Genomic DNA, 20379 nt, shown 5'->3' with positions numbered 1-20379 from the left:
ACCTTGGCCCCCACGTCGGTCCGCAGCGGTGTCTCCAGGGCGCCGTCGACGCTGATCTCGTAGATCGCCTGGCGACAGCCCCGACGCCCGCACCGACCAGCAGGCTGGCGACCAGTGGCACCACGGCCGGCACTGTCAGCGCGGCGGCGAGGGCCACCACGGCGAGCAGCCCGAGCAGCGCGGTGCCGAGCTGGTCGGCGACCAACGGCGTCCAGGTGCGCACCGGTAGGTTCCCCGTCCGCATCTCCAGGTTGCCGGCGGTCCGCAGGGGCCCCACCAGTAGCACCAGCCCCAGCAGGACCAGTGCGGTGGCGACCAGCGCCAGGTCGACACCGTCATCCAGCCGACGCCAGTAACCCACCAGGACCGCTGCGGCGATCAGCGTCGTCTCGGCGACGAGGTCAGCGCCGGGCCGGACACGCTGCTCCACGGCCGACGCGACCACGGCCGCGACAGCCAACGCCAGGCCCCAGCCGGTGGCGTCGGTGAGCGCCAGCACGACGAAGGCCAGGACAGCCAACCCGGTGCTCAGGCAGCGGGCAGCCAGCTTACGGACCAGGTCGCCGCGCATGTCGCTCCGTTCGTGGTTCCGCAGCCGTGGGCGTCAGTTGGCCGACGCCACGTCGGCCGACGTCTCGACCTGACCCGGCCCGCCCTGCGCCGGCACGCTCGCCGTAGCCCCGTCACCGGGCGCCCGACGTACGTCGATCACCTGGCCGGTCAGGTCGGAGATCAGCACGTCCAGGGACGACTGGGCGACGGCCTCCGCGGCGAGCAGCGTGTGCTCCGGCTCCTCGCCGAAGGCCCGCGTCCGCATCGGGGTGGCGGTCCGCTCCGGGTTGATGCAGTTGACGCGTACGCCGACGTCGGCCCACTCGTCGGCGAGCGCCTGGGTGAGGTTGACCAGGGCGGCCTTGGTGGCCGAGTAGAGGGCGTAGCGGGCCCGCCCCCGGGTGTAGGAGCTGGAGGTGTAGAGCAGCAACTGGCCCTTGGTCTGTTGCAGGTAGGGCAGCGCCTGGCGGGCGATGGTCACCGGGCCGACGAAGTTGACCTGGAGCACCCGGTCCATGGTCTCCTCGTCCATCTCGGCGAGTTCGCCCCGCTCCAGGATCCCGGCGGTGACCACCACGTGGTCGATCCGACCGGTGGCCTCGAACGCGGTCGTCAGCGCGGCCTCGACGTCCTCGGCCCGCTCCACGTGGGTGCCGGTGCTGGAACGGCTGAACGGGAAGACCTGGGCGCCGAAGCGACGGGCCAACTCGGTCAACTCGTGGCCGATGCCGTAGCTGCCGCCGAACACCACGATGGTGCGGCCGGTCAGCTCCTCGCTGTAGCTGCGGTGGTCGGTCAGCCGGGGTGCCTGCGCCGCGGCGAGCTGGAAGAGCTTGTCGGCCAGATGCACGTCGACCGGGTGGGTGACCTTGATGTTCTCGTCCGAACCGTCGATCACCTTGATCGGGGTGCCGGGCAGGTAGCGCAGCACCACACCGCAGTCGTCGGTGGCGGCGAAGTTCGGGTCACCCTCGGCGATCCGGTACGCCTCACGGATGGTGGGGGAGCGGAACGCCTGCGGGGTCTGCCCCCGGCGCAGCCGGGACCGCACCGGGATGTCGGTGATGCAGTCGTTGTCGTCCACCTGGATGATCGTGTCCGCGGAGGGGATGGCCACGTCCACGGCGTCGTAGGTCCAGAGGGCGTTGACGCACTCACGCACGATCCGGCCGCTGAGCAGCGGGCGTACCGCGTCGTGGAAGAGGATGTTGCAGTCCTCCGGGCCGACCGCGTCCAGGGCGATCCGGGTGGTGGCGTTGCGGGTGTCGCCACCCTCGATCACCTTGGTGACCTTGCGCAGGCCGGCCTTGTCGACGATCTGCTGGGCGTCATCGACGTGACCGGACGCCATCAGCACGATGATCTCGTCGATCTCGGGTGCCGCCTCGAAGACCGCCAGGGTGTGCTCGATGATCGGCTTACCGGCGATCTTCAGCAGCTGCTTCGGGATGCCGAGGCCCAGCCGGGTCCCGGTGCCGCCGGCCAGAACCACGGCCACCGTCCGCGAGGGCCGCCATGGCGTCGGGGTCTCCGCTGCGGCGTCCGGGCCAGTGGTCTGGTCCTGCGTCATTGCCGGATCCTCACTCTCAGGGATGCGTTAACGGAAAGTTCCGCCCGAGCGGCGACGGGATGAACCTTAACGCGCGGACCGCGCCGCCCCAACGCGGGCGACGCGGTCCGTGGCGTCGTGTCGATGCCGAGGCGCTACTTGCTGTTCGCGTACGCCTCGTAGGCCCGGACGACCTCGTCGGTGGGGCCGTCCATCCGCAGGACGCCCGATTCCAGCCAGATCGTCCGCTCGCAGGTGTCCCGTACGGAGGAGAGCTGGTGGCTGACCAGGAACACAGTGCCCGCGCCCTCGCGCAACTCCCGCACCCGCTGCTCGCTGCGCTTGCGGAAACCCTTGTCGCCGGTGGCGAGCGCCTCGTCGATGAGCAGCACGTCGTGCTTCTTGGCCGCGGCGATGGAGAACCGTAGCCGGGCCGCCATGCCGGAGGAGTACGTCCGCATCGGCAGGCTGGCGAAGTCGCCCCGCTCGTTGATACCGGAGAACTCGATGATGCCCGCGGCCTGCCGGGCGACGTCGTCGGGATGCATGCCCATGGCCAGGCAGCCGAGGGTGACGTTGCGCTCGCCGGAGAGGTCGTTGAGCAGGGCGGCGTTCACGCCCAGCAGCGACGGCTGCCCCTGGGTGTAGATCGCGCCCCGGTTGACCGGCAGCAGCCCGGCGATGGCCCGCAGGATGGTGGACTTGCCGGAGCCGTTGGTGCCGATCAGCCCGATCGCCTCACCCCGGTACGCGGTGAAGGAGATTCCCTTGACCGCGTGCACCTCCCGGATGTTCGGCGCGGAGGTGCGCTTGACCAGTCGGCGCAGCGCGGCGACCGGTGTGGTGCCACCGCCGGCGCCCTGGTGCACCCGGTAGATGATGTGCGCGTCGTCGACCACGACGGTCGGGATGCGCTCCTGCGTCGGGGTCATCGTCGCGGTCGCCTCGATGGGCGTGTCGACGTGCTCAGCCACGGCCGTACTCCTGTTCCCCGCGCCAGAAGTAGATGAACCCGCCGATCCCGGCGACCAGGGCCCACCCGGCGCCGACCAGCCAGAGCTGGGTCAGCGACTCGTTGAGCAGCGGTGCCTCCTCGAGCAGCGCGTACCGCGCCAGCTCGATGTAGACCAGCAGCGGGTTGTACTGCACGACCGTCGTCGCCCAGGCCGGCAGCCGCTCGAACAGGCTGACGTTGTAGAGGACGCCGGATCCGTACATCCAGGTGCGCAGGACGAACGGCATGACCTGCTTGAGGTCGCTCGCCTTGGAACCCATCCGGGCCACCAGCAGCACCACGCCGGCGTTGAACACCGCCTGCAGGAACAGGGCCGGTATCAGCAGCAGCCACTTCAGCGTGATCGGCTCGCCGGTGACCAGCACGATGCCGATCAACACCACCATCGAGGCCAGCAGTTGCTGGAACTGCGTCAGCGTGGTGGACAGCGGCAGGCTGGCCCGGGGGAAGTGCAGCGCCCGGATCAACCCCAGGTTGCTGCTGATCGCCTGGGTGCCGGTCAGGACGGCGCTCTGGGTGAAGTTGAAGATGAACAGCCCGGTGGTCAGGTAGGCGATGTAGTTCGGCATGTCGTTCTGTGCCAGCACCACCCCGAAGATCAGGTAGTAGACCGCCGCGTTGGTGAGCGGGGTGAGCACCTGCCAGAGCTGACCCAGCTTGGCGTTGCTGTACGAGGCGACCAGCTTGGCGTTGGCGTACGCGGCGATGAAGTGGCGGTACGCCCATAGTCGGCGGCTGTACTCGACGACGCTGGGGCGCTCACCGGCGACCCGTAGCCCGTGTCGAGCGGCCAGCTGCGCCTGGGTCAGGCCCGTGTCGGGGTCGACCAGCGCGGTGGTGGCCATGGAAATGGCGCTCCGATCTCTGTGCAGACGGGGTGGCTCGCGACGATGGGATCCTAGTGGGAGATGTGCGCGGGGCGCCGCCTCGTCGCTGCGTGGACAGTAGTCCGAAACACGTCGGGACGCAACCGTATCGTCGTTGCGTTACGCTGGTCCGCGTGACCTGCGATAAGAGCCCTGGATGACGACCGAGAAGAGGCGGGCCCCGGCCGGAGCGGCGGTGCTGCGCGACGAGATCACCGCGGCGATCCGGCGTGCGTTGATGCAAGAGCTCGCCGCCGTCGGCTACGGCCGGCTCTCCATCGAGGCGGTGGCCCGGCGGGCCGGCGTCAGTAAGACGGCGATCTACCGGCGGTGGAGCTCGAAGCTCGACCTGGTGTTGGAGATCGTCGCCGCGGCGGCACACGGCAAACTCCCGGCGCTGGACACCGGCACCCTGCGCGGTGACCTCGCCCTGCTGTTCCAGGCCGTGGCGCACGCGCTGCGGCACCCGCTGGCGTCGCAGATCATCCCGGACCTGCTGGCCGAGGCCGCCCGCAACCCGAGCATCGACGAGACCCTGCGTCGGGTGCTGCACGCGCGCCAACAGGAGATCGGCGGTCGCCTGGTCACCCGCGCGGTGCAGCGCGGCGAGCTGCCCGCCGACACCGACCCGGACGCGGCGATCGACCTGATCGTCGGCCCGCTCTACTGGCGGCTCGCCATCGCCCGACTGCCGCTCACCGACAGCTACCTCGACAACCTGGTCGAATCAGTGGCCGCCGGGCTCGGCGCCGACAGCGTCCTGCCCCGACCCCGGCCGGCCCCGATCCCGGGTTGACCAGGCGTCCGACACTCGGTCGCCCGCAGCATCGGTCTGCCTGTCCGATTCCGCTACGCTGCCCCCTTGACACCCGGCTGTCACCACGCCGAAAACCCTGATCCGCCTGACGAGTAAGGACGCCCGTGGCCAACGTCGACAGCATCGCCGTAGCGCCCGCCGATTCGGATCCGACGCCCGGGGCCGAGCAGGCAACCCGGCCCGCCGACAGTCGCGCCCTGGCGTCCCGGGTACGCGCACTGGTGGCCGACGCCCCGGCGCTGCTCACCGACGGGGCGGTGATGGCGTTCGCACTCTTCACAGTGCTCTACCACGCGGCCTTCCTGGGCGACCTGCGCCCGTCGGTGACCTTCCGGATCTGGCTGGTCGCCTGCGTACTGCTCGCGGTGGTGGCCCTCGTCCGTCGCCGTCGCCGTTCGGCCGCCGCCACGGCACCCGCCACCACCGCTGCCGGCGAGCCGAGCGAGCCGGCCGTGGAGCGGCCCGCCGTCGACCGCCGCCTGCTGATCGGGGTGCTGGTCGCCGCCGCCGTCGCGGCAGTCTCCGCCGGTGTGGCCGGGACCGGGGTCAGCCTCACGTGGTGGATTCCGGCGGTCGCCGGTCTGCTCGCCGCGGTCGGCGGGATCCTGCTCCTCCGCCGGGCCTGGCTCGACGGTCCGGTCCCCAACCCGGCCGCCCCGGCGCCCACCGCAGCGCAGTCGACGTACGCGCTGGTCATCTCGGTGCTGGTCGGAATCTCCTCGTTCTTCATGGCCCGCAACACCCCGGACGACGTGTACTACGTCGGCAAGTCGGTCTGGATCGCCGAGCGTGACCTGGTCCCGCTCAACGACTTCCTGTTCTCCGAGAACGTCCTGCCGGCCATGGGCTCGCAGCCGCCGATCCCCTCGATCGAGGTCTTCGACGGTGCGTTCGCCAACGTCGTCGGCATCCACGCCAGCTCGGCCCTCTGGTACGTGCTGCTGCCGATCATGGCGGTGCTCGCCGCGCTCGCCCTCTGGCGGCTGACGCACCGGTGGGCCTCGCGTCGCCCGGTGCTCGCCTTCACCGTGGCCATCGCCTACCTGTACCTCGTCGCCGGCGGCGACGCCGCGCTGGGCACGTTCCACCTTCCTCGGCTACACGAGGGCAAGGGCATGTTCGTCTCGGCGGTCATCCCGCTGATGTGGCTCTACCTGACCGAGTGGTTCGACAACCGGTCGCGGCGCAGCCTGGTTCTCATCGTGGCGCTCTCGATCACCGCGATCGGCCTCACCAACACCGCGGCGATCATCCTGCCGATGCTGGTGGGCGCCGCCGGCTTCGCCATGCTCCTGGTCGGGCGCTGGAAGGCCGCCATCGTCGCCGCGGTCGCCGCTCTCGCGTACCCGATCGGCTCACTGGTGGTCTCGCGGCTGCTGCTTGGCGGGATGGCCGCGGAGGGCGCGGACGACGCCTTCTACAACGCGGCCTCCACCTACCGGCGGACGCTGTTGTTCGGCGTGGTCGGGGTGATCAGCGGTCTGGCGCTGTGGTGCGGGCCACTGCTCGCCCGTCGGCGCACCCCGGCGCTGCTCATCGCCGGCGCCACCCTGGCGCTGAGTGTGATGTTCGTACCCGGCGTGCTGGAGCTGATAAGCGCGTTGAGCGGCATCTCGGTGGTGCTCTGGCGCGTGCCGTGGCTGCTCGCCCTGCCGACGCTGATCGGTCTGCTCTGTACCGTGCGCGTGCCGGCGCCGACACCGGCGCTGCGGCGCGCGGCGGCCGGCGGGGTCGCGGTGCTGCTGGTTGCCGCGTTCGCCCTGTTCGCGACTCCGATGTGGTCGCCGAAGAGCTGGGTCGAGGTGCACGAGCGGCCCACCTGGAAGCTTCCGCAGCAGCGTCAGAAGATCGCGTTCTGGATCAAGGAGTTGGACCGCCCGGAGGGCATGCTGCTGGCCCCGAAGGTGATCATGCGCACCACGCCGATCGTCACCAGCGAGGTCCGGGTCGTCCTGCCCCGCGACTTCTACCTCGTCGAGTACGACCTCAACTCGCAGTTCGCCAAGGACCGGTTGCTGCTCGCCGGCTTCGCCGACGGCGTCAGCGCCCCGGCGCCGGCCGAGCTGGCGCCCGCGCTGGACCGCCTCGACGTGGGCACCATCTGCGTCTACAAGGGCAACCAGTACGCGCGCGACACCGCGCCGCAGCTCGGCTACCAGGAGTTCGCCGCGCGCAAGGCGCCCGGGGCGATGATCTGCTTCCGGCGGGTCGCCTGAGCGGATCCCTGTCGAGCAGCCCGACCCAGGGATGGGTCGGGCGCACCCAGGCGCGGAGCTTTGCCCGAAATGGTGCCGGATACCCGAGTGACGCTCGGGCGTCCCCTCGCGTTAAGGTCGCAGTCACGCGCAGGCGGCTGCGGTCGACCCGCCGCGCGACGGGGGAGTGGCGTCGATCCATTCACGGGCACAGCCCGCAACGAAATCTTGTAGGGAGCGAACTCGTTTGTTCGGCACGTTGACAGGACGCCTCGGAGTGGCCGCCCACAGTGCCCTGCTGGTGGTGGCCTACCTCGTCATGCTCGTCGGTGGTGTATTCGGCTGGATCGGTCTGTTCGCTGTCGCAGGGCTCGCCGCCGTCATCGGCGAGTTCGCCGTCGCCCGCTGGTCGCCGTCGTCGCACCTGCTGCTGGAGAAGGTGGGCCTGCACTGGTCGTACCGGCAGCTCACCCGGGACCTCGCGGCCGTTCTGCTCGTCGCCGCCGAGGTGCGGCTCAGCGGCGGGGAGCTGACCCTGTTGCTGGCGCTGCCGGCCGCGGTGTGGGTCGTGTCCGTTTTCGCCGGCGCGCTCTCCGTCATGATCGAGCGTCGTAACCCGCTCTCCGCGATGGTGCGCAACATCGATCTGGGCGACCTGCGCTCCGCGAACCAACTGCCGGCCTGGGTGGCGGCGGTCACCGGTGACCGGATGCCCCTGCTCAACCTGCTGCTCGTTCCGGCCGCCGTGGCCGCCGCGGTGCGGCACGACCCGACGCCGTTCTTCGTCGCCGCCGCAGTGGCGGTCGTGATGACCGGTGTGGTGGGTGCCATCACCGCTCTGACCTGGTTGCGAGGCCGGGGTCAGGGCGCCGGGCAGGGTGTGGTGCTGCCCGCCGTCCAGCGGTGGATGGACACCTACCGACCCGAGGTGGCGCTCTACTTCGCAGGCCCGGCCAAGGACGTCTACCAGGCCAACATGTGGCTCGCTCCGACCGAGGCGCTCCACCAGCGCGCGGTGGTGCTGATGCGCAGCCGCGACGCGTTCCTGGAACTGGCCGACACCCGGCTGCCGGTGATCTGCGTACCGGCCGGTGTCGACTTCATGAACCTCGACCTTCGCGGCATCCGCGCGGCGTTGTACGCCGCGAACGTCGGCGCGAACATCCACATGCTTCGCGAGCCCACCACGAAGCACGTCTTCGTCGGGCACGGTGACAGCGACAAGCAGGCCAGCGTCAACCCCTACAGCAAGGTGTACGACGAGGTCTGGGTCGCCGGGCTGGCGGGGCGGGAGCGGTACGCCCGGGCCGGCGTGGGGGTGCTCGACTCGGACATCGTCGAGATCGGCCGGCCGCAGCTCGCCGGGGTGCACACCTTCGGCGCCGAGTCGGTGGACCGGCCGTTCACAGTGCTCTACGCCCCCACCTGGGAGGGTTGGCTCGACGACGACCCGTACCACACCTCGCTGGTGCTGATGGGTGAGCGGATCGTCAAGGGGCTGCTGGCCACGAACCCTCGGCTGCGACTGGTCTACAAGCCGCACCCGCTCACCGGGTCGCGCTCCAACAAGGCCAGGGCCGCACACGAGCGGATCGTCGCGGCCATCCGCGCCGCCGGCGGTAACGCGGACGCGTCCTCCTTGGACGGCACCGCGCACCTGGTGGTGACCGGTCGTACGCCGGCGTTGTTCGACTGCTTCAACCAGACCGACCTGCTGATCAGCGACGTGTCCAGCGTGGTCTCCGACTTCGTGCAGAGTCAGCGCCCGTACGTGGTGGCAAACCCGGCCGGTCTGTCCGAGGACGAGTTCCGCCGGGATTACCCGACGGCCCGGGCCGCGTACCTGCTCTCGAAGGACTGCGGTGAGCTGGAGAAGATCGTGTCGGTGACGCGGGCCGGCGACGACCCGATGACCGAGGCCCGGCGGGAGCTGAAGACCTACCTGCTCGGCCCCGCCGAGGCGAACCCGATGGACCGGTTCCAGGAGGAGATCAGCCGGCTCTGCCGCTGAGTCCGCACGGATGGCGTTGCGCGCCCGGCCCGACACCTGTCGGGCCGGGCGCGACCGTGTCAGCCCAACAGGGTGGCCACCGCCTCGGCGACCGGGGTGTCCGCGGGCAACGCCTGCGCCGCCACCACCGCGGCGACCGGCAGCGGACCGTACACGTGCGGGAAGAGCTGCCCACCGCGCGACGGCTCCCACCGCAACGCGTCGCCCAGCCGGTCCTCCGCCACGCTCAGCAGCGTCAGCCCGGTCACGCCGGCGAAGTGTCGCCGCGCCGTCTCCACGACCTGGTCGCCGCCGGAGAGGTGGATGAAACCGTCCTGCCTGTCCAGGGCGGAGCCGGTGAAGGCGCCGGCGGCGAGGGCGTCGTCCCACTCCGTGCTGGACAGCAGTTTGTAGATCACTTCGTTAGCCTACGGCGCTGCCGTGGGCGCGCCGAGCCGGTTTCCCCGGTACCGCCGCGCTCGTCACCTCCCGCCGGGCATGCTCAGGTCAAGGCCGCGGAGGGGATGGGCGATGCAGAGCTACGACGACGACTGGACCGACAGCCAGCGCGCGCTGTACGACGAGTGTTACCGGGCTGGCGGCGAGTGGGCCGAGGACCCGGACACTCCGTCCGACGACGTCCAGCACGTGATCAACCTGGCTGAGGCGGACGACGACGCCTTCCAGGATGCCGAGATCGACTATCCGCCCCTGGTCGACGCGGTCACCCAGGCCAGCGGTGTCAACGTCACGAGCGTGCCAGCCAGCCACGAGGACCCGGGCTTCCGTGGTTTCACCGACGGCGTCCGGGACGCCACCGCCGACGACGTCTTCGGTTTGTAGCGGGTAGGCGGCCTCCCGCTCCGCGCCCCCTTCTGCCACCATTCGCAGAACGGTTGCGACGGACGGAGGCACGGGTGCGGATCCTGCTGGTGGAGGACGACCGCCGGGTCGCCGGTGCGCTCTCCTCCGCCCTGACCCGCCGTGGATACGAGGTGGAGCACGCGGCCACGGTCGCGGCCGCGCTCTCCGCAGCCCCGTGTGACCTGGTGTTGCTCGATCTGACCCTGCCCGACGGCGACGGCACGGACCTGTGCCGCGAGCTGCGCCGCCGCAGCAGCCAGCTCGGCATCATCGCGGTGACCGCGCGGGGTGAGGAGCGGGACCGGGTGCTCGGTCTGCGCCTCGGCGCGGATGACTACGTCGTCAAGCCGTTCTCGATGGTGGAGTTGCAGGCCCGGATCGAGGCGGTGCTGCGCCGGGCCGCCAACGCCGCGCCGGAGCGACACCTCATCGAGGCCGGGTCGGTTCGCATCGACGTGGCTGCCCGGACGGTGACCGTGGACGGCCGCGCCGTCACCCTGACCCGCAAGGAGTTCGACGTCCTGCTCTCGCTGGCCCGCCAGCCCGGGGTGGCGGTGCCGCGCGATCGCATCCTGCTCGACGCGTGGGGCACCACCTGGGCCGATCGGCACACGGTCGAGGTGCACGTCGGGTCGCTGCGCGGCAAGCTCGGTGACGCCCGCCTGGTGGAGACCGTCCGCGGCGTCGGCTATCGACTGCGTGACGCGTGAGGGGCTGACGTGCGCCGCCGACTGGTGATCAGCTACCTGCTGCTGATGGTGCTCGTCCTCATCGCGTTGGAGACACCGCTCGCCGCCACCATGGCCAGCCGGGAGACCGAACGGGTCCGCGCCGACCGGCTCGCCGACGCCACCCGGTTCGCCTCGCTGGCCGGCCCGGCGTTGCGCGACGGGGGGCCGGGCCCGATCGAGTCGGAGCTGAACAGCTACGACAACCTGTACGCGATCGGCGTCGCGGTCGTCGACCGGGACCGGAGCACCCCGGTCTCGTCGCCGAGGTGGCAGCCCAGCCCGGGGACGGCGATGGTTCTGGACATCGCGTTGTCCGGGCAGCAGACCAGCGCGCCCGAGTCGGTCTGGCCCTGGACGACCGACCCGGTGGTGGTGGCCGCGCCGATCAACGACGGCGGTGAGGTGCTCGGCGCGGTGGTGATCGCGTCGCCGTCCGGCCCGATCCGCCGAGCTGTCGCCGCGTGGTGGCTGCTGCTCGCCCTGGCCGGTCTGCTCGCCGTGCTGGCCTGCGTGCTCACCGCGTTCGGGCTGGCCGGTTGGGTGCTGCGCCCGGTCACCGAACTGGACGCGGTCACCCACGAGATCGCCGAGGGCGATCGCGGCGCCCGGGTGCAGCACCGCCTGGGCCCTCCGGAGCTACGCCGGCTCGCGACCAGTTTCAACCACATGGCCGACGTGGTGTCCGACGTGATGGACCGGCAACGCGCCTTCGTCGCGCACGCCAGCCACCAACTGCGCAACCCGCTCACCGCGCTGCGGCTGCGGGTGGAGGAGCTGGGCCCCAGCCTCACCGACCCCGACGGCCGGTCCGAGCACCAGCTGGCCCTGGAGGAGACCGACCGACTGGCGTTGGTACTCGACGCCCTGCTCACCCTCGCCCGGGCCGAACGGGAGGAGAACGAGCGGGTCACCGTGGACGCCGCCGCGGTGGCAGCCTCCCGGGTGTCCGCGTGGGCGCCGCTGGCCCGGCACCGGTCGGTCGCGTTGCGGTTGGCTACGAGCGACGCCCCGGCGTACGCCCAGACCGTGCCGACAGCCGTCGACCAGGCGCTGGACGCGTTGATCGACAACGCGGTGAAGTTCAGCGGGGCCGGCGGGGCGGTGACGGTGACCGTCGATCGCCGCGACGACGGGGTGTCCCTGGAGGTGCGTGACTCCGGCCCTGGCATGACCGAGAGTCAGCTCCGCCAGGCGACCGAGCGGTTCTGGCGAGCGCCGGACGCGCAGAACGTGGACGGCGCGGGGCTGGGCCTCACCATCGCCGCCGTGCTGGTGGACGCCTCCGACGGGCGGCTCACCATGCGCCCGGGGGAGTCGCGCGGCCTGGTCGCCGCCCTGTGGTTCCCGGCGGCGGAGCCCGACCCGGCGGCGGAGCCCGTGGACGAGGAACCGCCCGCCGACCTGCGGCCCGCCCCGGCGCGCTGAGGGCGGGTCGTCAGGGCTTGGCCGCCCGGTACCAGTCGGCGGCCCCGGGGTGCAGCGACAGCGGCGCGGTGACGATCGCCGAGCGGGGGCTCATCCGTCCCGCCGCCGGATGTGCGGCGGCCAGTTCGGCACGGCGTTCCATCAACAGCCTGGTCACCTCCCGGACCAACTGCTCCGGCAGGTTGGCCCGGACGATGAGGTAGTTCGGGTCGGCGACAGTGGTCACCGCGTCCACCCCGTACACCGAGCGGGGGATGTCCCGGGAGACGTAGACCTGGCCGTAGCGGTCGCGCAGCGGCTCGGTCCACTCGCTGAGGTCCACGATCCGGGTGGCGCTGCGCCAGGCCAACTCCTCGATGCCCCGCACCGGCAACCCGCCGGAGAAGAAGAACGCGTCGATGCGCCCGGACCGCAACGCCGCCACCGAGTCGTCCAGCCCGAGCCGCTCCCGACGGATCTCGTCGCCGCCGAGGCGGGCCACCTCCAGCAGCCGGGTCGCGGTGATCTCGGTGCCCGAGCCGGGTGCGCCGACGGAGACGCGACGGCCGCGCAGGTCGGCGACCGTGCGGACCGGGCCGCCGCCCGTGGTGACCAGGTGCAGTTGGTCGTCGTACACCCGGGCGATGGCCTCGACCGTCGGGTTCTCCGCCATGGTGGTGGGCAGCACGTCGGCCTGGGTGAAGCCCAGCTCGGCCGCGCCCGAACCGACCAGTTGGACGTTCTCCGCCGACGCGGCGGTGATCACCACGCTGGCCCGCACGTCGGGCAGGTCCCGGTTGAGGATGGCCGCCAGGGACTGCCCGAACGCGTAGTAGACGGCGGTGGGGCTGCCGGTGGCGATCCGGATCGTCGTCGGCGCGGTCGGGGCGTCCCGGCATCCGGCGGCCAGGGCCGCGGTCAGCAGCACCGTCAACAGGGCCGCCCACCCGGCGCGGTGGCGTCCGGGCCTGCGGGACAAGGTACGACTCACGCGGTGCACTGTGCGCCGTCGGGCCCGTGCGCGCAAGCCCTCCGTCGGTGCGCCGGGCGGGATCAGTAGGGCGGGCGTCCTGCCGTCGCCGTGGCCACGGCCCGAGTCGACGGCGGGGCCGTGCCGCGCGGCGTCGCTGGCCCGCGCGCCGGCTCCAGGGCAGCGCTACTCAGGATCCGCGCCCGGTCCGGGCCGTCGTTCACGCTGACCAGGAAGCAGCCGGTGCCGGGGCGGAGCCGGGCCGGCACGTCCAGCACCGCCGCGCTCCGGATCAGCACCGCGGCCAGCTCCCGGTCGGTGAGCCGCACGCCGAGGATGTGCCGGCGGACGTGCCGCCCGGCGGCCAGCAGCGCCGAGCGCCAGGCCGCCGCCGAGAGCCGGGTGGCCAACCGTCGGCGCGCCGGCGAGGCCCCGGGCAGCGGCCCGCCGAGCAGCTCACGCCGCCCCTGCCACCAACCCGCGTCCACCACCCGGGTGTACGCGCCCCGGTGTTCCTGGGGCACCCACAGCCGATGCAGCTCGTAGCGGCGGCGTAGACCTCCGACGGCGACCTCGTGGGTGACCGGGATGTCCAGCCGGGCGAGCAGTTGCCGCATCCGTTGTGCCGCGTCCTCCCGGTTGAACTCCACCCCCGACGCGTACGCCGGGAGTGCTGTGCTCGACCGGGCGGTGGCCGGGGGCGGCGTGCAGCGCAGCAGGCAGGCGGCCTCGAACGCGTCGCCCAGGGTCAGCCAGTCCATCGGAGACGGCAGCGCCGGAGGGCGGGGCCGGTCGAGCACTGCGGGTTCGGAGGTCAACGGAGGCTCCCTCGTCGGAGTCTGGGTGTCCCTACCGTGGCCCCTGCGCCCCCGTTACGGAACTGCTCCGGCCCAGCCTTGAGCAAATCTTGCGGCTGCCGACCCGTCAGAGGTCGGTGACCACCACATCCACCTGCCGTGCCCGCCCGCGCGCGGGGGTCTGCTCCACGACCGTGTGTTTCAACTCCCGCAACGCGCCGACCAGTTCGGTGGCGGTGCGCGGTCGAGCGCCGGCGACGAGGAGGTCACGCACCAGACGTCCCTTGGTCGCCTTGTTGAAGTGGCTGACCACCGAGCGGACCGGGACGCCGTCGACCTCCCGCTCGTGCAGCACCCGCACGGTGACCGTCCGCTCGGCCAGCTTCCCGCGCGGCGTCCAGGTGGCCGCGTACGCGCCGGAGCGCAGATCCAGCACCGGGCCGTTGCCTGCGGCGGCGTCCAGCACCGGCGCCAGCTCGGCGCGCCAGTACGCCGACAGCGCCCCCACGTCCGGCAGGCGAGCGCCGATCGGGCAGCGGTACGGGGGGATCCGGTCGGCCAGCCGGACCACGCCCCACAACCCGGAGCTGATCATGATCGACCGGCGGGCCGCCCGCTGCGCCGTGGCCGGCAGCGAGGCCAGGTCCAACGCCTCGTAGAGCACCCCGGTGTAGAGCCGTTCGGCAGGCGCGGTGGCTGCCTCCCGCAGTCGGGCGTTGCGGCGCAGTTCGCCGAGCTGACCCTCGCTGAGCCCGAGCGCCGCCCGCGCGGCTTCCGCGTCCGGCCCGGCGCAGAGCGCCACCAGCGCGTCCAGCACCCGCTCCCGGGCCGGGTTCAGCTCTGGCAGCGACATCCGGTCCGGGGACCAGCGCCGTCCGGTGCCGGCGTCGGCCTTCCCCTCGGAGGGCGGCAGCAGGATGAGCATGGGTCTCCTCGGGCGGTGCAACGGCGGCGGCCCGGCCAGCGTACGACCCGCCACTACCGCCAGGGGCGCACCGGGGTGTCGGGGTGGTACACGCGATACCCACCGACCTCGCGCACCGGTGCGGCATCGCCCCGGTCGGCGAGCAGCCGGCGCAGCCTCCGGTCCATCGGCGAGTCGACCTCCGTCACGTAACCCGGCCGATCGGCCCGACCGACCTGCCGCCAGTACGGCAGGTAGCGGTTCTGCCCGGGGGACAGGTCGCCGTCGAGCACCCCGCAGACCACCGTCTCGTCCGTGTTGAAGATCAACCGGTTGCAGGTCCAGTAGTCCCCGTACACCTGGTGGGGGCCGTTGGCCCGCAGCGCGGCGGCCAACTCCCGGGCCTGGCGCTCCTCGGTCCGGGACGCCGCCGTGCCGGTTGCCGCGAAGAGCACCGTGATCAGCAGCGCGGTCGCGGTCAGGGCGGCCAGCACGGCGGTGGACAGCGCCCCGGCGAGCCGTCCGAGCGTGCCGACAGTGCCCCGCCAACAGGCGACCGCCACCACCCAGAGCGGCCAGAGCACCGCAGGCAGCGACAGTTGCAGCACCGACAGGTACCGGGCGTTGTCCAGCGGGCTGGTCGCGGCGAGCGGGCTGCGGACGTACGACAACAGGGTCAACGCGGCACCGACGACCAGCGCGAGCTGCACGACCGGCCCGACCCGCGCCCCGCGCGGCCCCGCAGCCGCCCGGTCAGCCTGCTCCTCGCGCGGCCGGGCCGCCCGGCGGTAGGCGAGCGCGGCGAACACCGCGCCGGCCAGCAGCAGCACCGGATACAGCACCCCGAACCACTGTTGCCACCGACCGCAGCCGTCCACCGGGCAGAGCCCGTGCGCCAGCGGCACCCCCTCCAGCAGCCCGCCCCGGATCCGGTCGGACCACGGCGGCAGCGGCCCGGCCTTGGTGCTGATCTCCCGGAACACCGACAGCGAGTCGTCACCGGGCCCGGCCCGCAGGTTGTCGACGATCATCGGTGCCACGCCGACGGCGACCCCGGCCACCAGCAGCAGACCGGACCAGCCGAGCAGTTCCCGCCGCGCCGCCCAGACCAGGGCCAGCCCGGCCACCGCCAGGTACGGCAGGATCAGCCAGTCCGACCAGAGGGCCAGCCCGACGAGCAGGCCGAACGCGGTGACAGCGAGTCGTCGGCGGCGGATCGTGCCGGCGGCCAACCCCACAGTGATCAGCAGCATCAACAGCACCGCCGGCTTCACCTCGGGCCGACCGCCGACCACGGTGAGCTGGTCGCGCACCACCCGCTCGCCTCCGAGTACGAGCAGGCCGACGACGAAGGTGGCGAACCAGGGTGTGCAGATCCGGCGGGTCAACCGGTGGATCAGATAGAGGAACAGCGCGTACAGCGCGAGCATCGGCAACCGCAGCACCGGCCAGCTCGGCCCGACCACCGCCACCAGGGGCGCCGCCAGGTACGACTCCACCATCCCCATGTAGTGCTGGCCGTAGAGGAAGACCGGGCGTTCCCGGCCCTGCCCGATGTGCAGCGCGGCAAGGCCGAACGTGGCCTCGTCGCTGTTCGACACCGGCACCGTGAACAGGGTCAGGACCAGTCGGTAGACCACACCGGCCACCCCGAACAGCAGCGCGACGAGCGCCGGCCGGTCGAGTCGCGGACGCCATCGCCCACGGTGCTGCTCTGGTTGCGACACGACCAACGCCCCCGTCGTCGTCCCGACCGGAGTGTTTCACGTTCCGTCGGGCCGCCGAGGTGGATCAGCACAGTCGGAGGCCACTCGCGTGGCCGCGGCTGTCGCCGTGTGGCAGGGTTGGCGCGTGCCACCCACTCCCGCCGGCCAGCTGGCCGTTCCGAACCTGCACCGGGCTGCGCGGATCGAGGACGCCGTTCACCAGCTCGTGCAGCGTCGGCTGCGGCGCACCGGCTGGCGGGTCAACATCGTCGCGTACACCGGCTACGGCGCTCCGGGCTGGGTGCGGGTGATGTGCCGGGTGCTGCTGGGACGCCCGGACACCCGCCAGCGGGGTCGACTGGACAAGGTCCGCGGCTGGCGCAGCTTCACCACGCTGCCCAACAAGCACGTCACGGTGACCATCGAGGCGGGCGGGGTGCGGCACGAGACCCAGGCCGACCGCAGCGGCTTCGTCGACACACTCGTCGAGGCCGACCTGCCGCCCGGCTGGGGCACCGTCCGCCTCAGCGTCCCGGACGCCGAACCCGTCGACGCGCCGGTGCGCATCCTCGACCCGGAGGTCAAGTTCGGCATCCTCTCCGACATCGACGACACGGTGATGGTCACCGCGCTGCCCCGACCGCTGCTCGCCGCCTGGAACACGTTCGTGCTCGACGAACACGCCCGAGCCGCCGTACCCGGCATGGCGGTGCTCTACGAGCGGCTGGTCACCGCGCACCCGGGCGCGCCGGTCTTCTACCTCTCCACCGGCGCGTGGAACGTGGCACCCACCCTGACCCGCTTCCTGTCCCGGCACCTCTACCCGGCCGGGCCGCTGCTGCTCACCGACTGGGGCCCGACCGCCGACCGCTGGTTCCGCAGCGGCATGGAACACAAGCGGTCCACCCTGGCCCGGTTGGCCAAGGAGTTCCCCGACGTGCGCTGGCTGCTCGTCGGCGACGACGGCCAGCACGACCAGGAGATCTACCGGGAGTTCGCCGCCGCCCACCCGGAGAACGTCGCCGGGGTGGCGATCCGCCGCCTCTCCCCGACGCAGTCGGTGCTGGCCGGCACCCTGCCCGCCCCGGCCGGACGCCCCTCGTCGGGGCCGGTGGGGCAGAAGTGGCTGTCCGCGCCGGACGGCGCCGGCCTGTGGCAACTGCTCCGCGACGCCGGCCTGGTCTGACGCGGATTCCTGCGGGATGCCGCACTGATCAAGTGATGAAAAGTAGGTCAGAAACGACCCTGGCACCTACTTCTCATCACTTGATCAAGGTGAGTGCATCGTTGGCCGTTGTCGGGTGGTGGGTCAGCCCTGACGGAGCCAGACGGCACCCAACGGTGGCACCTGGAGAGCGGCGGAGGCGACCATCCCGTGCCACGGCACGTCCTCGGCCCGTACCTCGCCCAGGTTGCCCACCCCCGACCCGCCGTAGTGGTGCGCGTCGGTGTTGAGCACCTCCGTCCACGTCCCGCCGGCCGGCAACCCGATTCGGTAGTCGTGCAGGGGTTGGGCGGAGAAGTTCGCCACGCAGACCAGCGTGGAGCCGTCCGGGGCGATCCGGACGAACGACACTGTGTTGTTGGCGACGTCGTCGCCGGCGATCCAGCGGAACCCGGCCGGGTCGGTGTCCTGTGCCCAGAGCGCCGGGGTGTCCCGGTAGACCCGGTTGAGGTCGCCGACGAGCCGCTGCACACCGGCGCGGGCCGGGTCGTGCAGCAGGTACCAGTCGAGGCCGCGTTCCTCGCTCCACTCCCGGTCGTCGGCCAGTTCGGAGCCCATGAAGAGCAACTGCTTGCCCGGGTGCGCCCACATGTACGCCAGTAGCGCGCGCACGTTCGCCAGCCGCTGCCAGGTGTCGCCGGGCATCTTGCCGGCCAGGGAGCCCTTGCCGTGCACGACCTCGTCGTGGCTGATCGGCAGCACGTAGTTCTCGCTCCAGGCGTACGCCAGGGAGAAGGTGAGCTGATGGTGGTGGTGCTGGCGGTAGATCGGGTCCTTCGAGGTGTAGAGCAGGGTGTCGTGCATCCAGCCCATGTTCCACTTGAACCCGAAGCCCAGCCCGCCGTCGGCGGTGGAGCGGGTGACGCCCGGCCAGGCCGTGGACTCCTCGGCGATCATGACGACGCCGGCGTGGTGCTTGTAGACGGTCGCGTTCACCTCCTGCATGAGCGCGATGGCTTCCAGGTTCTCCCGACCGCCGTACTGGTTGGGCGCCCACTCGCCGTGGTTGCGGGAGTAGTCCAGGTAGAGCATCGAGGCGACGGCGTCGACCCGCAGCCCGTCGACGTGGAACTGGTCGCACCAGTAGAGCGCGTTGGCGACCAGGAAGTTGCGCACCTCGCTGCGGCCGAAGTCGAAAACGTACGTACCCCAGTCGGGGTGTTCGCCACGGCGCGGGTCGGGGTGTTCGTAGAGCGGGGTGCCGTCGAAGCGGGCCAGGGCCCACTCGTCCTTGGGGAAGTGCGCGGGCACCCAGTCGAGGATCACGCCGATGCCGGCGGCGTGCAGCCGGTCGACGAGGTAGCGGAAGTCGTCCGGGTCGCCGAAGCGGGACGTCGGCGCGAAGTAACCGGTGACCTGGTAACCCCAGGAACCGCCGAACGGGTGCTCCATCACCGGCAGGAACTCGACGTGCGTGAAGCCCAACCCGCTGACGTACTCGGTGAGCTGTTCGGCCAGCTCGCGGTAACTCAGGCCGGGTCGCCACGAGCCGAGGTGGACCTCGTAGACGCTCATCGGTTCCTGGTGCGGCTGCCGTTCGGCCCGCCGGGCCAGCCAGTCCGCGTCGTTCCACCGGTACGTCGAGTGGTGCACCACCGACGCGGTGGCCGGCGGCACCTCGGCGTACGCGGCCAGGGGGTCGGCCTTGTCCCGCCACTGGCCGTCGGCGCCGAGGATCCGGTACTTGTAGCGGGCACCGACGCGTGCGTTGGGCACGAACAGTTCCCACACGCCGGTGGAGCCGAGCGACCGCATCGGCCAGCCGTCGTCGGGCGCCCAGCCGGTGAAGTCACCGATCACCCGGACTCCGCGGGCGTTGGGCGCCCACACGCTGAACGCCACGCCCTCGTCGAAGACCCGAGCGCCCAGCGCGTCCCACAGCCGCTCGTGCCGGCCCTCGCCGATCAGGTGCAGGTCCAGCTCACCGAGGGTCGGCGGGTAGCGGTACGGGTCGTCGTGCGCGGTGCCGTCGACCTCCACCCGGTAGTCGAGCACGGTGCCCTCGACGGTGGCCTCGAAGACGCCCGCGTCGTGCACCCGCTTCATCGGGTACCGCTCGTCGCCGACGAGCAGCACCACGTCGCCGGCGCCCCGGCGCAGCGTGCGGATCGTCGTCGAGGAGTCGGTTGGGTGCGCGCCGAGCACCGAGTGCGGGTCGTGCGTCGCGCCGGAGATCAGCTGGTCCATCGGGCGTCCTTCGGGGCAGCGTCGGTCGGTGCGGAGGCGGGCGGACGGGTCGCCGATCGGCGCGGCGGGGTCGGTACCGGGCGCGACCGGCGAGGCGGAGTCGGAACGGGAGCTGCCGATACCGGAGCTGCCGGCGCGGGAGCCGTCGGCGCGGTGCCGCCGGAGAGTTCGTCCGGCACCTCGGCGACGGTGAGGTCGGCCGGCTCGGCGCCCGCTGGTAGCGGCTCGGCGGGCGGGGTCGGGCGGCGCACTGTCAACACGTGCGCCGGTTGCAGGTACGGGTCGAGCCGTACCGCGTTGCGTTGACCCCAGTCGTAGCTCGTGCCGGTGAGCTCGTCGTGCACTGTGAACCGCTCGTGCCAGTCGAAGCCCAGCGCCGGCATGTCCAGCGTCGTGTTGCCCCACTGCACCTCGCGCGAGTCGAACGAGCAGACCACGATGACGGTGTTGCCGGTCTCCGGGTCGTGCTTCGACCAGCACAGCAACGCCGGGTTGTCGATCTCGTGGAACCGCCCGCGCCGCGTCCTGTGCGGTGCCAGCGCTGGCGTGCTCGCCAAGGCTGTCGACCAGGTCGGTGAGGGTCTCCGGACCCCGCGAGTTGCTCAGC

The 20379-nt window shown here is 71.8% G+C and carries 16 protein-coding genes and 2 pseudogenes; 7 read left to right on the top strand and 11 right to left on the bottom strand.

The genetic code is table 11. The annotated features are described in order from the left end of the window. From ACWCO3_RS14020 to ACWCO3_RS14005, 4 genes and pseudogenes are all read right to left on the bottom strand, one after another. Nucleotides 1-571, bottom strand: a pseudogene (locus tag ACWCO3_RS14020) (CDP-glycerol glycerophosphotransferase family protein); the annotation flags it as partial. A gap of 33 nt (nt 572-604) precedes the next feature. Next, nucleotides 605-2122 carry a bifunctional cytidylyltransferase/SDR family oxidoreductase gene (locus ACWCO3_RS14015; RefSeq protein WP_145784279.1) on the bottom strand — a complete coding sequence of 506 codons (1518 nt, stop codon included), beginning with the start codon at nt 2120-2122 and terminating at the stop codon, nt 605-607. 134 nt (nt 2123-2256) lie between these two features. Next, on the bottom strand, nt 2257-3033 hold the full coding sequence (locus ACWCO3_RS14010) for an ABC transporter ATP-binding protein (protein WP_088991800.1): 777 nt from the start codon (nt 3031-3033) through the stop codon (nt 2257-2259). A gap of 34 nt (nt 3034-3067) precedes the next feature. Then, entirely contained in the window at nt 3068-3961 is an 894-nt protein-coding gene (locus ACWCO3_RS14005) for an ABC transporter permease (RefSeq protein ID WP_450010191.1), read from the bottom strand. A gap of 178 nt (nt 3962-4139) precedes the next feature. Here ACWCO3_RS14005 and ACWCO3_RS14000 point away from each other — a divergent pair, with 178 nt between their 5' ends. From ACWCO3_RS14000 to ACWCO3_RS13990, 3 genes are all read left to right on the top strand, one after another. After that, nucleotides 4140-4778 (top strand): TetR/AcrR family transcriptional regulator, encoded by a 639-nt coding sequence (locus ACWCO3_RS14000; protein WP_145784275.1) that lies wholly within the window; start codon nt 4140-4142, stop codon nt 4776-4778. 125 nt (nt 4779-4903) lie between these two features. After that, on the top strand, nt 4904-7015 hold the full coding sequence (locus ACWCO3_RS13995; RefSeq protein WP_450010189.1) for a DUF6077 domain-containing protein: 2112 nt from the start codon (nt 4904-4906) through the stop codon (nt 7013-7015). 226 nt (nt 7016-7241) lie between these two features. Further along, nucleotides 7242-9005 carry a CDP-glycerol glycerophosphotransferase family protein gene (locus ACWCO3_RS13990; RefSeq protein ID WP_358163088.1) on the top strand — a complete coding sequence of 588 codons (1764 nt, stop codon included), beginning with the start codon at nt 7242-7244 and terminating at the stop codon, nt 9003-9005. A 59-nt stretch (nt 9006-9064) separates the two neighbouring features. Here ACWCO3_RS13990 and ACWCO3_RS13985 read toward each other — a convergent pair whose 3' ends face one another. Continuing rightward, nucleotides 9065-9403: a DUF952 domain-containing protein gene (locus tag ACWCO3_RS13985; protein ID WP_145784268.1), complete on the bottom strand. Its 339-nt coding sequence runs from the start codon at nt 9401-9403 to the stop codon at nt 9065-9067. Between the two features lie 112 nt (nt 9404-9515). Between ACWCO3_RS13985 and ACWCO3_RS13980 the strand changes: the two genes are divergently transcribed. From ACWCO3_RS13980 to ACWCO3_RS13970, 3 genes are all read left to right on the top strand, one after another. Then, nucleotides 9516-9827 (top strand): hypothetical protein, encoded by a 312-nt coding sequence (locus ACWCO3_RS13980; RefSeq protein WP_088947217.1) that lies wholly within the window; start codon nt 9516-9518, stop codon nt 9825-9827. Between the two features lie 74 nt (nt 9828-9901). Next, nucleotides 9902-10558, top strand: a complete 657-nt coding sequence (locus ACWCO3_RS13975) for a response regulator transcription factor (protein WP_088990531.1) — start codon at nt 9902-9904, stop codon at nt 10556-10558. A gap of 9 nt (nt 10559-10567) precedes the next feature. Continuing rightward, nucleotides 10568-12004: a sensor histidine kinase gene (locus tag ACWCO3_RS13970; protein WP_145784264.1), complete on the top strand. Its 1437-nt coding sequence runs from the start codon at nt 10568-10570 to the stop codon at nt 12002-12004. A 10-nt stretch (nt 12005-12014) separates the two neighbouring features. Here the strand turns inward: ACWCO3_RS13970 and ACWCO3_RS13965 are convergent, their stop codons facing one another. The 4 genes from ACWCO3_RS13965 to ACWCO3_RS13950 all read right to left on the bottom strand — a co-directional run bounded on the left by ACWCO3_RS13965 (nt 12015) and on the right by ACWCO3_RS13950 (nt 16381). Then, nucleotides 12015-12962 carry a TAXI family TRAP transporter solute-binding subunit gene (locus ACWCO3_RS13965; protein WP_145785774.1) on the bottom strand — a complete coding sequence of 316 codons (948 nt, stop codon included), beginning with the start codon at nt 12960-12962 and terminating at the stop codon, nt 12015-12017. A gap of 74 nt (nt 12963-13036) precedes the next feature. Further along, complete coding sequence (locus ACWCO3_RS13960) at nt 13037-13714, bottom strand: hypothetical protein (protein WP_244312002.1); 678 nt, start codon at nt 13712-13714, stop codon at nt 13037-13039. Between the two features lie 163 nt (nt 13715-13877). Then, nucleotides 13878-14675: a peroxide stress protein YaaA gene (gene yaaA, locus ACWCO3_RS13955; protein WP_145784259.1), complete on the bottom strand. Its 798-nt coding sequence runs from the start codon at nt 14673-14675 to the stop codon at nt 13878-13880. 53 nt (nt 14676-14728) lie between these two features. Continuing rightward, nucleotides 14729-16381, bottom strand: a complete 1653-nt coding sequence (locus ACWCO3_RS13950; protein WP_450010184.1) for an ArnT family glycosyltransferase — start codon at nt 16379-16381, stop codon at nt 14729-14731. Between the two features lie 124 nt (nt 16382-16505). Between ACWCO3_RS13950 and ACWCO3_RS13945 the strand changes: the two genes are divergently transcribed. Beyond that, nucleotides 16506-17546 (top strand): App1 family protein, encoded by a 1041-nt coding sequence (locus ACWCO3_RS13945; protein ID WP_145784254.1) that lies wholly within the window; start codon nt 16506-16508, stop codon nt 17544-17546. Between the two features lie 123 nt (nt 17547-17669). On the opposite strand, the gene glgB is transcribed toward ACWCO3_RS13945, so the two are convergent. Both glgB and ACWCO3_RS13935 read right to left on the bottom strand, forming a co-directional pair. After that, complete coding sequence (glgB, locus tag ACWCO3_RS13940; protein ID WP_145784252.1) at nt 17670-19772, bottom strand: 1,4-alpha-glucan branching protein GlgB; 2103 nt, start codon at nt 19770-19772, stop codon at nt 17670-17672. Beyond that, a pseudogene (locus tag ACWCO3_RS13935) lies at nt 19760-20341 on the bottom strand (alpha-1,4-glucan--maltose-1-phosphate maltosyltransferase); the annotation flags it as partial. The pseudogene ACWCO3_RS13935 and the gene glgB, both read right to left, overlap by 13 nt. Nucleotides 20342-20379: the final 38 nt, after the last annotated feature.

It is taken from the genome of Micromonospora sp. NPDC002411 (genome assembly GCF_053592955.1).
Note: the sequence above shows the minus strand (reverse complement) of the source record. Positions and strands in the feature narration are given on the sequence as shown.